Source organism: Streptomyces spirodelae, assembly GCF_017676385.1.
GTDB classification, from domain to species: domain Bacteria; phylum Actinomycetota; class Actinomycetes; order Streptomycetales; family Streptomycetaceae; genus Streptomyces; species Streptomyces spirodelae.
This window is the reverse complement of record NZ_JAFFZN010000014.1, coordinates 22,126-34,515: the sequence shown is the minus strand read 5'-3', so window position 1 is coordinate 34,515 and position 12,390 is coordinate 22,126. Positions and strand designations below refer to the sequence as shown.

Sequence of the window (12,390 nt, the reverse complement as noted above, 5' to 3'; positions counted from 1 at the left end):
GCGAAGGCATGGGCCGGGGACCGAAGCGCACAGGTCGCTCCCGCGGACGTGCCTTCTTTCCGAAGCACAGGAGTGCGGGTGCCCGACGTGCCGATCGGCAAACCGGGCCGCGACCGACCGTCCACGCGAACTCCACCGGACCTTCGCAGCGGCTTCCCGCTCCCTCCTGCGGACCAACTCCCTTGCGGCGCACGGGTGTCGGGGGCCACGCAGCGGGTACGTCGTGCTGTCCGACCGAGCCGAAGACGACGAGACGGCGACGACGAGACGAGGACGATGATGCCGGGAGAAGCGGCGAGGAGAATGGCGCGGCCGGTCAGAGACGTCATGACACCGGCGGCGACGACCGTACGTCCCGAGGCGTCGCTGGTGGAGGCCGCGCAGCTGATGCGCGCCCAGGAGATCGGCGACGTACTGGTCGTCAAGGACAGCAAGCTGCTCGGGTTGCTCACCGACCGGGACATCACCCTGCGCGCGGTCGCGGACGGGGTGGACCCGTTGAGCGCGAACTGCGCGTCCGCCTGTACGCCCGACCCGGTGACCGTCTCCCCCGACACGGAGGTCGGGGCCGCGATCGAACTGATGCGCACGCACGCGGTGCGCAGGCTGCCGGTACTGGAGGGCGGCCGGCTGGCGGGGATGGTCAGTATCGGCGACCTGGTGCAGGAGAGCGACCCCGACTCGGCGCTGGCCGATATCAGCAGGGCGGCGCCGGACACCTGGTCCGAGGAGGGCCCGACCGGCCGGCGGTGACCAGCCCGCACGGGCCATCTCCCGCTGCCCGCTGCCGCCTCCCCTTCCTCCCGTTCCACGCGCGCCGTAGCGCGTCGCGCCACTGCTCGCTGTCCATATTGCGGAACATTCTTGCTCGCATGGCAAGACGCCCGGCTACAGTGCGCGAATGGCACACGAGACCGCCGTGTACACCCACGGCCACCACGACTCAGTCCTGCGCTCGCACCGCTGGCGCACCGCAGCGAACTCGGCCGGATACCTGCTCGACCGGCTGCGCCCTGACCACCGCGTCCTGGACATCGGCTGCGGCCCCGGCACCATCACGGCCGACCTCGCGGCACTGGTGCCCCAGGGCTCGGTCACCGGGCTGGACGCGGCGCAGGAAGTGCTGGAACAGGCTCGGGCGACCGCGGCGGAACGCGGCGTGACCAACGCCGAGTTCACCAGCGGCGACGTGCACGCACTCCACTTCGCGGACGGCTCCTTCGACGTCGTGCACGCGCACCAGACCCTCCAGCATGTGGGCGACCCGGTGGGAGCACTGCGCGAGATGCGGCGGGTGTGCGCATCCGGCGGGGTGGTGGCTGTCCGGGACGCCGACTACGGTGGCATGTTCTGGTACCCGGAAGCGCCCGGCATGGACGACTGGCTTGGCCTCTACCGCCGGGTCGCCGAAGCCAACGGGGGCGTTCCGGACGCCGGGCGGCGGCTGCACGCGTGGGCACGTCAGGCCGGCTTCACGGACGTCACGGTCTCCACGGGCACCTGGTGCTTCAGTACGCCCGAGGAGCGCGCCTGGTGGAGCGGGCTGTGGGCGGAGCGCACCGTGGCCTCCCACTTCGCCGCGGTCGCTGTCGAGGGCGGCCTGGCCACCCACGACGACCTGCGCCGGATCTCCGAGGCGTGGCGGGCCTGGGGCGAACAGGAGGACGGCTGGTTCACCGTCGTACACGGCGAGATCCTCTGCCGCGCCTGACCGGATGCACCCCGCGGCGCCCTCGGACACCACCTCGCTCACCGGCGCAACTGCACACCCAGCGACCGTGGTTCGGCACAGCGCGCGGCCCCCTCTAGGGTGGTGCCATGGATATTCTGGGGACCTCGCTGCGTATCTGTGTCGACGATCTGGACGCCGCCGTGCCGGTGTACGAACGGCTGGCCAGCGCGGAGGCGATGCGCTTCCAGAACGGTCCGGTCGAGGTCGCCGCCGTCGGTCCGTTCTTCCTGATGAGCGGCCCCGAGGAACACCTCAACGTGCTCAGCAAGGTCAAGGCGACGCTCGCGGTACAGGACGTGGACGACGCGCTGGCCGACCTGCACACCGTGGGGGCGCAGGTCATCGCGGGCCCCAAGCCCACCCCGATCGGTCGCAACCTGGTCGCCCGCCACCCGGACGGCAGCGTCTTCGAGTACGTGGACCGGAAGCAGGGGGCCACCGAGCAGTAGCCCCTCCTCTCGTCCCGTGGCTCAGGGCCGCATCCGGAAGTCGTAGTGGGGCGGGAGGGGGTCGGCGGTCAGCGCCGACCAGGTGTCGCTCAGCACCTCTTCGCCCTCCCGCAGGTCCTCCACCTCGAACCCCGCGTCGAAGAGCGCCCGGGCGCCCTTGACGTCCCCCTTCGCCAGCAGCGCCCGGGCACGCAGCAGTTGGCAGCGGCCACGCTGCCGCTGCTCCTCGGGCAGCCCGTCCAGCACGCCTTCGGCCTCCTGAGCGCGGTCCACGGCCAGCAGCGCCTCGGCCGTCTCCCGGGCCAGCACGCCGAGTGCGGCCGCTGCCAGCGGGTCGCGGCCTTCCAGCCGTTCACCGGCGTCCCGCACGGCTGCCAGCAACCGCTCGGCGGCGCGGGCGGCGTTGCCGTCCTGCTGATCCGCGACGGCGAGGCAGCGCAGCACCGGCCAGCGCCCGCCCGCCGCCAGGGACCGCTCCCAGCTCCGTACCGCCTGGGACCGGTCACCGGCGTGCCACTGCGCCACGCCCAGGTGGTAGTCCAGTTCCCACCGCAAGACCCTGCCGGACGCCTCGGCGTCCGGGTCGGCGTCCGCCGACTCCAGCAGCTCCCGCCACTGGTCAGCCACCAGCGTGGGCCCCGGCGGCACGTCGTGGGGGCCGCAGGGCAGGGTGCCGGTGTGCAGCAGCTCCCGCCACGGCCGCTGCTCGGGCCCCAGCGTCTCCGGCGGGAACGGCGTACCCGGAAGAGTGAAACCGCCGCGCTCGGTCTCCAGCGCTCCCCACCCCGACCCCGTCGACAGCCACCCGTCCCCCGGCCCGCCCTCCGGCTCGACGTCCGCCTGCGACCGCCATGCCGCGTAGGCGGCCTCCACCGTTCCGCGCGGCAGCGCCGCCTCCAGCCGCTGCTCCGTATGGGCGCGCGCGGCAGGCCAGTCCCCGCCGTGCACCGTCCCGGGGTCGGCGCTCAGCGGTCCGTACGCCTCCAGCCAGGCGAGCTCGCCGCCCGCCTCCAGCGGCAGGTGTTCGAGCTGGGTGCGGGCGAGACCCGCCTGGATCTCCACATAACCGGGGGTGCCCGGTTCGGTCAGCCACTGCTGCCAGCGTCGGCCGCCCGGCCCCGCGCCCCAGACGAACAGCTTGCGGCCGCTGAGCAGGTCCGTGGAGGTCTGGACGAGACCGTGCCCCTTCTCGTCCAGCGCGGTGATCCATTTCCGGGAGCCGTCGGGCACCTCGTAGAAGTAGTCCGCCGGGAACCGGCTGTGCAGCGGGTAGGTCAGGTCGGTGCCCTCCCACTCGGGTACGGGTATCCGCCGCAGCCTGCGCTCGTAGGCGAAGTACCAGGTCTCCTCGGCGGGCGCGAGCACCCGCGTGCCCGGGTCCTCGGGCACCGCGATGTTGGACCACCAGTACACCGGAACGGTGCGGTGGTGCGGGTTGCGGATACGCGCCCCCACATACAGGAAGTCCGAGTTCTCGGGCAGCCACAGGTCCACCTGGAAGGGGGTGTCACGCAGCCGCTCCCACTCCCACAGCCGCACCATCACCCCGTCCCCGCCCGGCGCCGGCACCCGCGCCGCGTGCAACGGCGCGCAGGAGAGCGCCGTATGCCCCGTGGCGCCGATGTTCCATTCGACGCCACCGGAGAACCAGGCGCCGTTGAGGGCGAAGTCCGCGGGCTGGAAGACCGGGTTGACATACAGCAGCTCCCGCCCGGTCGGCTTGTGGAAGAGCGAGGCGAGACGGCCACCGAGGCCGGGATGGACGGTCGCGCGCAGCCGGTCGTTCTCCAGCACGAGCGTGTCGAGCCGGGTGGGGGTGCGCTGCCGCCCGTAGCCGTCCAGGACGCGGGTGGGCAGCACGGAGCGCAGCGGGGCGTAGCCGACCTGCCGCGCCATCCGGGCCGGCAGCGCGGCGCGGTCCGCGTCGGTGAGGACGTGGGCCTCGTCCGGCGGCAGCAGCGCGGGCAGCGGATTCTCCGGGCCGAGCGGCGCGGCGGGCAGGGTCCGGGTGCTGCGTCGTACGGTCGTGGCCACGGCAACCTCGCTTCATCCATACGTCGTCCGCGGGCGCCACCGCCTGACCGGGACCCCCCGATGACCATGGAACACGCTCCACTGCCCCCGCGCCAGATCCTTTTCCCCGCGTGGACAGGGCCGTTGGGCGGCTAGGACTCCAGGTACCTCAGGACGGCCAGGATGCGCCGGCTGTAGCCGGTGGTGTGCGACAGTTCGAGCTTGTCGAAGACGGCGGCCAGGTTCTTCTCCACCGCGCTCAGCGAGATGTGCAGCTTCTGCCCGATGGCCGTGTTGGTGTGCCCCTGCGCCAGGGCCTCCAGCACGCTGCGCTCCCTGGGCGTGAGGCGGGCCAGCGGGTCCGCGTGCGTGGTACGAAAGACCAACTGCCGTACCACCTCCGGGTCGATGACGGCGCCACCGGCCCGGACGCGCTCCAGGGCTTCCAGGAACTCCTCGACCTGCGCGACGCGGTCCTTGAGGAGGTATCCCACCCCTCGCGCGTCGGAGGCCAGCAGCTGGGCCGCGTAGTTGCGCTCGATGTGCTGGGACAGCACCAGGACGCCGACATGCGGCCAGCGTTCCCGGATCTCCAGCGCGGCCCGCAGCCCCTCGTCGGTATGAGTGGGAGGCATCCGGATGTCGAGGACGACGACATCCGGCTGCCGCTCGGCCATCTCCGTCAGCAGGGAGACCGCGTCCCCGAACGAGGCGGGCACCTCGTACCCCTCCTCGGCCAGCAACCGCACCAGCCCCTCCCGCAACAGGGTCGAGTCCTCGGCGATCAGTACACGCACGGCAGCTCCGCTGTGATGGTGGTCGGTCCCCCAGGGGGGCTGTCGATACGCAGTGCGCCGTCCAGCGCCGCCACCCGGCCGCGCAGCCCACTCAGCCCGCTGCCCGCCGGATCGGCACCGCCCTTCCCGTCGTCCCGCACACGCACCACGAGCACCTTCCCCGGGCCGCCGGGAGCGCCGCCGGCCGTGCGGAGCGCCACCCGTACGGAGGTGGCGCCGGAGTGCTTCGCCGCGTTGGTCACCGACTCCGACACCACGAAGTACGCCGCCGTCTCGACGGGCTGCGGCAGCGGTTCGGCGACCTCGAACTCGGTACGCACCGGAACGGCACTGCGCTCGGCCACCCCGCCCAGCGCCTCCCGCAGCCCCAGGCTGTCCAGCGCCGAGGGGTAGATCCGCCAGGCCACCTCGCGCAGTTCGGTGACGATGTCCTGGGCCTCCTGGTGCGCCTGACGCAGCAACGCCTCCGCCCGGCCGGGATCGCGCCCCCTGCGGACCCTGCCGAGCACCATCGCGAGCGCCACCAGACGCTGCTGCATCCCGTCGTGCAGGTCCCGCTCGATCCGCCGGCGCTCGGCGTCCACCGCGTGCACGACCGCCGCCCGGCTGGTGGCGAGTTCGTCGATACGCCGCTGGAGCAGCTCCCGTTCGGAGAGGCCGAAGCACTCCCGGGCGCTGCGCTCGTCCAGCCCGGCGAGCGAGTGCAGCCCCTGGAGGTCGAGGAAGAGCAGCACCCCGCCGAGCAGCAGCTGCGCCAGCCAGTCGTCCCAGGCGAAGGCCCCCTGCACGGTTCTCACCGCCACCAGCCCTGCCAGGATGGCGCCGAAGCCCAGCAGCCCCAGTACAACGAGGGTCAGCAGCCCCGTGCAGCAGCGGACCGCCAGATAGCGCAGCAGCTTCTGGTCGGACGCCTTGTAGTGCTCGGGGAAGCGGTCGCCGAAGAAGGCGGACCGGCGCCTGCGTTCCAGCGCCGTCAGCACCCGCACTCCCGCCATGAGAAGGCGCAGCGCACCGCCGCGGGTCAGCGGCCACAGCAGAAGGGGGCCGAGGGCGGCACCCACGAGGACGAGGTGGAGGAAGCCGAGCAGCGCCGTGGCGCAGCCGAGGAGCAAGCCGAGGCCGCGGACGGGCCGAGCAGGCGGCGGCCAGGATGCCACGTCGCGGTTCTCGTCTCCGGCTCTCGCTGTGCCGCTCTCGCCGCGGGCACGGGCACCTCGCACAGCGTCGGAGCCTAATACGGGCCCACGACCGGAACAAGATCGCTCAAGTGCGGGGCCGGTCATCCGGCGCGACGGTGCTTGGCCCGGCCGTTGCCGCGCAGCCGAACCGCGACGTACCCGGCGAGCGCGAGCACCACCAGGACCAGCACCGCCTTGGAGAGCAGCCCGACATACGCCCCCACCGACTCCCACTTGTCGCCCAGCCAGTAACCGGCCAGCACCAGTGCGGAGTTCCAGACCAGACTGCCCAGCGTGGTCAGCGCCACGAACGCCGGGAGCTGCATCCGCTCAACCCCGGCCGGTACGGAGACGAGGCTGCGGAAGATCGGCACCATACGGCCGAAGAACACCGCCTTGGTACCGTGCTTGGCGAACCACTCCTCCGTACGCACCAGATCGCCCGCCTTCACCAGCGGCAGCCGCGCCCAGATCGCGTGCATCCGGTCCCGGCCGAAGAGCCTGCCGATCCAGTAGAGGACGACGGCACCCGCCACCGAGCCCAGCGTGGTCCACAACAGCGCGGAGGCGAGCGAGAGAACGCCCTGTCCGGCGGCGAAACCGGTCAGCGGCAGTATCACCTCGCTCGGCAGCGGCGGGAAGAGGTTCTCCAGCGCGATGGCCAGCCCGGCCCCCGGACCGCCCATGGTGTCCACGAGGTCGGCTGCCCAGCCCGCGACGCCGCCGGTGGGCTCCTGCGGCAGGGCCAAGGACGTGAGGGGCCCGGAGGACGAGAGATGCATAGGGGTCTCCACGCTGTCGGTCGGTCGTGGGGGTTGCTCCCCCGATCGCCCTCAACGCTAGAAACCGCAGTTCAACGCCGGTATGAGGGTTGCCGTCCGAGCCTGTGCGGCTTTCCGCAGTCCGCACCCTGCGGAAAACCTCACCCCCGGCCGCCGACGACCGGCCACCCCGTGCGTTCGGCGCTCAGGCCCCCCGGACCTCGTGCGCGGTGGGCTGCCGCAGCGCCCAGGCGGCGGCGTAACCGGACGGAGCGGGAAGATCGGTGAGCTGCCAGCCGGGGACCGGCGCCGGGTCGTCGAGCGCGCTGACGTAGGTGACGGAGAGATCCTCGCCGAGCCCGGAGCCCGTCCCCTTCAAATACGCCTCCTTGCGCGTCCAGCAGCGGGCGAACACAGCAGGCAGCGCCTCGGCGTCCTCGACGGCCGCCAACTCGGCCTGCTCGCGCGGGTGCAGCGCGCTCATCGTCTCGCGCGCCGAGGCGACACGGGGGTACTCCTCGACGTCGACCCCCACCGGCACGGCCGCGAACGCCATCATCACCACGTCCCCCGCGTGCGAGAGCGAGAAGTGCACCGGGTCGCCGAGCACGGTGGGTCTGCCGTGCGGGCCCCCGCACACGGGGCAGTCGGCCCGGGTCAACCGCACCTCGGACGGCTCCAGTCGCAGCAGCGCCCCCAGTTCCCTGCGCAGCGCCAGGTGCGCCACCACATAGCGGTCACGGTCGGCCTGGCGCACAAACGCCGCCGCACGCTCCCGCTCGTGTGCCGAGAGCGGCGCGAGGGCTCCGGGAACCCTGGTAGCGGCCGCGTGCTCGGAGACGCGGACCACCCGGACGGCCGGAGAGCGGGCTGGGTCACCGATATCGAGTGCGGCGCTCGTCATGCCGCGACCGTACCCGAACGAGCGAGGGCCACGCTTGAGTGCGTCCGGCGCCCAAAGGCCCACCGCCCCTTGGCCGTACCGGGACCTGCTGTCGGCGCGGCGCGCCCCATGGCCGGCCATCGGCCCCGAGCCGATGACGGGCGACCCCGCCTTCGACACGCCATGTGGAGTACGCGCTGTGGTCGGTGGGCGACGACGACGGTCTGGAGGACAGCATCACCCTGCTGCGGCAGGCCCGTGACCTCGCGGACGTCGCCGGGCTGTCGGCCCCGGAGCGGGTCCGGAGCGGGTCCGGAGCGGGTCCGGAGCAGGTCCGGAGGCCGCGGGTCCGTCGGCCGGCAGGACTGGCCTGGTCAGTCCGAGACGAGTCGCAGGACCGCGGTGCCGTCCGCTCCCGACGCCACTTGGACCACCACCGCGCCGTCCACCTTGCCGGGCGACTCCCCCACGGGACCGCACACGCTGTTGCTGCCCCCGCTGCGGAAGACGGCTGTGCAGCCACTGCCCCACCCCACGCTGTGCCGCCTACTCCCCCGTTCCATACCCCGCCAGCTCCACCACCACATCGAGCTGCCCGACATGGCGCGCGTACTCCTGGAGGAGATGGAAGAGGATCCAGGCCAGGGTCGGCGCCTCTTCCTCGGTGCCGAAGCGGCCGCCTCTCGCTGCTCGCTGGCCGAGTTGCGCGGCGGCCGTGATCCGCCGCGATCGCTCGCACTGCCCGGCGAAGGCGTCCAGCACCTGCTGGGTACTCGTCCCGGCCGGGACCTGCCAGCGGTCCTCCGCGCGCCCTGAGCCTCGGTCGCCCCATGGGTCGGGCACCTGCTCGGCGGCGAAGCCCCAGCTCAGCCAGCGCTGTTCGACGTACTGAAGGTGGCGGATCAGCTCCAGCGGAGTCCAGCCCGAGGGCAGCCTGGGGGCCCTGAGCTCTTCCTCGGGGAGAGCCGAAGCCTTCCGGAGCAGGGTGTTGCGGTAGTAGTCGAGATAGCCCTCCAGCAGGTGGTGCGGGTCGGCCAGAGTCGGTGCGGGCTCTCCCTCCGGGAGCGGCGGGACGCTCATGTGCGCAGCTCCAGCGGGGGGATGTCGGCGCGCTCCAGCCCGAACGTCTGGGAGTACAGCGACAGTTCGGCCTCCACCGCGCTCACCATGGTGTCGGCCCTGCGGAAGCCGTGTCCCTCTCCTTCGAAGGCGAGGTAGGCGTGTGGGATGCCCCTGCCCTTGACCTGTTCCAGGAAGCGCTCGCACTGGATGGGCGGGCAGATCACGTCGTCCAGCCCCTGGAGCAGCAGGAAGGGCACGGAGATCCGTTGGGCCCGGTGCAGCGGGGAGCGCTCGCGGTACCTGCCGGGGACCTCCGAGAGGGGGCCGACCAGGGATTCCAGATACTGCGACTCGAAGTCGTGGGTCTCACCGGTGGCCCAGCCCGTCAGGTCGAGGATGGGGTAGGTCACGGTCCCGCAGGCGTACAGGCCCTCCGTCAGGGTGGAGGTGAGCGAGGCGGCGCTGGTCCAGCCGCCCGCGCTGCCGCCCCGGATGGCGAGCCGTGCCGGGTCGGCGGTGCCCTCCCGGGCGAGGGTGCGGGCCACCGCGGCGCAGTCCTCCACGTCCACCACGCCCCACTGCTGCCGCAGCCGGTTGCGGTACTCCCTTCCGTAACCGGTCGAGCCGCCGTAGTTGACCTCCGCCACGCCGATGCCGCGCGAGGTGAAGTAAGCGATCTCCAGGTCGAGCACCAGGGGGGCGCGGCTGGTCGGCCCGCCGTGCACCCACACCACGTACGGCGGCAGCTCGCCGGCCGGAGCGGCGTGGTCGGGGTGGTGCGGCGGATAGATGTGGGCGTGGATGTCGCGCCCGTCGGGACCGGTGAAGGTGCGGATCTGCGGTTCCGGGTAGTAGGCCGGGTCCACATGGTCCTCGTGGTGCGAGGCCAGCACCACGGTGTGGCCGGTGCGGGTGTCCAGCTCGACGATCTCGAACGAGGTGCGGGGGCTGGCCGCGATACCTGTGACGCGCGAGTCGATGACCGCGAGCGAGGCCGCCCACTCGGTCCAGGGGCCGGCCGCGTCGACCAGTTCGCCGGTCTCCGGGTCGAGCACGCCCAGTCGCTGGGCGCCGCGGCCGTGGAGGGTGGCCACCAGCCCGCCGGGCAGCGGGGCGAACCAGCGTTGGCCGATCTTCCATGCGGCGCCTGCGAACTCCTCCTCGCGCGGGCACAGCGGCACCCTGGGTACGGTGGGGCCTCGTCCCGGCTCTGCCGCCTCAGCCGTCTCGGCTGCTTCGACGTCCACTCGCTGGAGGTTCCACCAGCCGCTCGCGTCCGAGGCGATCAGCAGTGCGCCGTCCGTCCCGAACTCGGCCTGGGCAACGGCCTCTTCGGGCCCGCCCGCGACCGCGCGGGGCGTGCCCAGCGTCCCGTCGTCGGCGATCGGCGCCGTCATGACGCGGGTGCCGTCCCATGGCATGGCCGGGTGGTCCCAGGCCAGCCAGGCCAGGCGGCGGCCGTCAGGGGAGAGCCGCGGGCCGGTCAGGAACCGGTCGCCGTCGCCGGTCAGTTCCCGCACCCGTCCCCGGTCCTCGGCGGCCGAGCCGTCCAGCGGGACGGCGGCGAGTACCCGGCGCACGTCGGTGGGCCCCTCGCCGGTGAACTCCTCCAGCACACACCACGCTTCTGCGCGCTCGGGCAGCACCACCGGATCGCACCAGCGCAGCCCGCCGTCGGTGATCTCGGAGAGCGGTGTCAGCGGCCGGGGCGCGGCGTCCGGCGCGTCGGGCTCCAGCGCGTAGAGCCGCTGGTCGGCGAAGTGGGTGAAGACGATCAGCGGTCCGCCCTCGGCGCGGGGCGCGCCGGCCCAGGGCAGTCCGCCGTATTCGATGACGCGGTTGCGTACGTTCCACGGTGGGGGCAGCACGCTGACCGGGGGGCGCTGCCCGTCGGCCGCGAGCCGCAGCAGGGCGCGGCGTCCGCCCTCCTCGGGGCGGGGTTCGGTCCACCACAGCTCCTCGCCGACGGAGCCGAGGAACTCGGGCCGTCCGTCGTGCGCGGCGACCATGCCGGCGTCGATCGGTGAGGGCCAGGTTCCGTAGGGGGCCTGGACGGACATGAGAGGTCAGCCTCCTGACGGGACGGTCGCGTCGCGGGTGGTGGAAGCGGAGGCGGCGGTGGCACCGCCGAGGAGGGTGCGGTCCAGCACGCGGAGGCCGAAGTGCAGTGCTTCGACGGGCACGCGCTCGTCCACGCCGTGGAACAGCGCCTGGTAGTCGAAGCCCTCGGGCAGCTTGAGCGGTGTGAAGCCGTAGCCCATGATGCCGAGCCGGGAGAACTGCTTGGCGTCGGTGCCGCCGGACATGCAGTAAGGCACCGCGTGCGCGCCGGGATCGAAGTGTTCGAGCGCCTCGCTCATGGCGGCGAACAGCGGCGAGTCCACCGGCGCCTGGAGCGGGACCTCGCGGTGTTGGAACTCCCAGCGCACGTCAGGGCCGGTCAGGGCGTCGAGGGTGGCGTGGAACTCCTCCTCGGCGCCGGGCAGCATCCGGCCGTCGACCCGGGCCGTCGCCGTTCCCGGAATCACATTGACCTTGTAACCGGCCTCCAGCACCGTCGGGTTGGCGCTGTTGCGCACGGTCGCCTCGACCAGTGCGGCGGCTGGGCCGAGCTGGGCGAGCAGCGCGTCCACCTCGGCGTCCTGCGCGTCAGGACCGAGCGGCCGCAGCCCGTGCAGCTCGGCGAGGCGGGCCAGCGCCGCCCGCACGGTGGGGGTGAGCCGCACCGGCCATTCGTACTCTCCGATGCGGTGGACGGCGGCAGCGAGGCGGCTGACGGCGTTGGAGTGGTTGACCTTGGAGCCGTGGCCCGCCCTGCCGTGCGCGGTCAGCTTCAGCCAGGCCGTGCCGCGCTCCCCAGCCCCCACGGGGTAGAGCCGACGGTCGGGCCCGGCGTGGAAGGTGAAGGCCCCGGACTCGCTGATGCCCTCGGTGCAGCCCTCGAACAGCTCCGGGTGCTCCCGCACCAGGAAGTCGGAGCCGAACTCGGCGCTGTCCTCCTCGTCGGCGGTGAAGGCGAGGACGATGTCGCGCGGCGGGCGCACCCCGGCGCGGGCCCAGGCGCGGGCCAGCGACAGGGCCATGGCGTCGGCGTTCTTCATGTCGATGGCGCCGCGGCCCCACACCACGCCGTCCCGCACCTCGCCGGAGAAGGGGTGCACGGTCCAGTCGGCGGCCTCGGCCGGGACGACGTCGAGGTGGCCGTGGAGCAGCAGCGCCCCGGCGCCGGGGTCGGTGCCCTCGATCCTGGCGACGACGTTGGTGCGGCCGGACTTCTTCTCCAGCAGCCGCGGCTCGATGCCCACGTCGGCGAGCCCCGCGGCCACATATTCGGCGGCCGGGCGCTCGTTGCCCTCGCCGCCGCCCCGGTTGGTGGTGTCCAGGCGGATCAGCTCGGAGGTCGCCCGCACCACTTCGTCGAAGACCTGCGCGTCGAGGTGGCCCTGCCGTGGCGAAGGCGTCATCGTGCTCCCCTTCTCTCCTGTAGGCGCGGCCTCTCCGGTACGCACAGCGTG

12 protein-coding genes are annotated in these 12,390 nt (G+C 72.8%); 3 read left to right on the top strand and 9 right to left on the bottom strand.

What is annotated here, in order from left to right:
• The first annotated feature begins 303 nt into the window (after window positions 1-303).
• The 3 genes from JW592_RS16510 (at window position 304) to JW592_RS16500 (ending at window position 2,181) form a co-directional block, all read left to right on the top strand.
• Window positions 304-753, top strand: coding sequence for a CBS domain-containing protein (locus JW592_RS16510; RefSeq protein WP_209265863.1), 450 nt, complete (start codon window positions 304-306; stop codon window positions 751-753).
• 148 nt (window positions 754-901) lie between these two features.
• Entirely contained in the window at window positions 902-1,711 is an 810-nt protein-coding gene (locus JW592_RS16505; RefSeq protein WP_209265862.1) for a methyltransferase domain-containing protein, read from the top strand.
• Window positions 1,712-1,818: 107 nt separating this feature from the next.
• On the top strand, window positions 1,819-2,181 hold the full coding sequence (locus JW592_RS16500; RefSeq protein WP_209265860.1) for a VOC family protein: 363 nt from the start codon (window positions 1,819-1,821) through the stop codon (window positions 2,179-2,181).
• A 21-nt stretch (window positions 2,182-2,202) separates the two neighbouring features.
• Here JW592_RS16500 and JW592_RS16495 read toward each other — a convergent pair whose 3' ends face one another.
• The 9 genes from JW592_RS16495 to JW592_RS16455 all read right to left on the bottom strand — a co-directional run bounded on the left by JW592_RS16495 (window position 2,203) and on the right by JW592_RS16455 (window position 12,339).
• The gene (locus JW592_RS16495; protein WP_209265859.1) at window positions 2,203-4,215 is read right to left on the bottom strand and encodes a DUF5107 domain-containing protein; all 2,013 of its coding nucleotides are present in this window, start codon (window positions 4,213-4,215) and stop codon (window positions 2,203-2,205) included.
• Window positions 4,216-4,346: 131 nt separating this feature from the next.
• Entirely contained in the window at window positions 4,347-4,991 is a 645-nt protein-coding gene (locus JW592_RS16490) for a response regulator transcription factor (RefSeq protein WP_209265857.1), read from the bottom strand.
• The gene (locus JW592_RS16485) at window positions 4,979-6,148 is read right to left on the bottom strand and encodes a sensor histidine kinase (RefSeq protein WP_307805433.1); all 1,170 of its coding nucleotides are present in this window, start codon (window positions 6,146-6,148) and stop codon (window positions 4,979-4,981) included. Before JW592_RS16485 ends, JW592_RS16490 begins: the two co-directional genes overlap by 13 nt.
• A gap of 122 nt (window positions 6,149-6,270) precedes the next feature.
• On the bottom strand, window positions 6,271-6,951 hold the full coding sequence (locus tag JW592_RS16480) for a DedA family protein (protein ID WP_209265854.1): 681 nt from the start codon (window positions 6,949-6,951) through the stop codon (window positions 6,271-6,273).
• 184 nt (window positions 6,952-7,135) lie between these two features.
• Entirely contained in the window at window positions 7,136-7,834 is a 699-nt protein-coding gene (locus JW592_RS16475) for a 4'-phosphopantetheinyl transferase family protein (RefSeq protein ID WP_209265853.1), read from the bottom strand.
• Window positions 7,835-8,187: 353 nt separating this feature from the next.
• A complete protein-coding gene (locus tag JW592_RS16470) occupies window positions 8,188-8,349 on the bottom strand; it encodes a hypothetical protein (RefSeq protein WP_209265852.1) in 162 nt (53 codons plus the stop codon).
• 10 nt (window positions 8,350-8,359) lie between these two features.
• Complete coding sequence (locus tag JW592_RS16465) at window positions 8,360-8,893, bottom strand: DinB family protein (protein ID WP_209265850.1); 534 nt, start codon at window positions 8,891-8,893, stop codon at window positions 8,360-8,362.
• Window positions 8,890-10,935, bottom strand: coding sequence for a S9 family peptidase (locus JW592_RS16460; RefSeq protein WP_209265849.1), 2,046 nt, complete (start codon window positions 10,933-10,935; stop codon window positions 8,890-8,892). Before JW592_RS16460 ends, JW592_RS16465 begins: the two co-directional genes overlap by 4 nt.
• 6 nt (window positions 10,936-10,941) lie before the next feature.
• Entirely contained in the window at window positions 10,942-12,339 is a 1,398-nt protein-coding gene (locus JW592_RS16455; protein ID WP_209265848.1) for a M20/M25/M40 family metallo-hydrolase, read from the bottom strand.
• Window positions 12,340-12,390 lie beyond the last annotated feature (51 nt).

Bases quoted from the DNA above. Each gene is read 5' to 3' on its own strand.
- JW592_RS16510 (WP_209265863.1), top strand. From the start codon at position 304: ATGGCGCGGCCGGTCAGAGACGTCATGACACCGGCGGCGACGACCGTA.
- JW592_RS16505 (WP_209265862.1), top strand. From the start codon at position 902: ATGGCACACGAGACCGCCGTGTACACCCACGGCCACCACGACTCAGTC.
- JW592_RS16500 (WP_209265860.1), top strand. From the start codon at position 1,819: ATGGATATTCTGGGGACCTCGCTGCGTATCTGTGTCGACGATCTGGAC.
- JW592_RS16480 (WP_209265854.1), bottom strand. From the start codon at position 6,951: ATGCATCTCTCGTCCTCCGGGCCCCTCACGTCCTTGGCCCTGCCGCAG.
- JW592_RS16475 (WP_209265853.1), bottom strand. From the start codon at position 7,834: ATGACGAGCGCCGCACTCGATATCGGTGACCCAGCCCGCTCTCCGGCC.
- JW592_RS16465 (WP_209265850.1), bottom strand. From the start codon at position 8,893: ATGAGCGTCCCGCCGCTCCCGGAGGGAGAGCCCGCACCGACTCTGGCC.
- JW592_RS16460 (WP_209265849.1), bottom strand. From the start codon at position 10,935: ATGTCCGTCCAGGCCCCCTACGGAACCTGGCCCTCACCGATCGACGCC.
- JW592_RS16455 (WP_209265848.1), bottom strand. From the start codon at position 12,339: ATGACGCCTTCGCCACGGCAGGGCCACCTCGACGCGCAGGTCTTCGAC.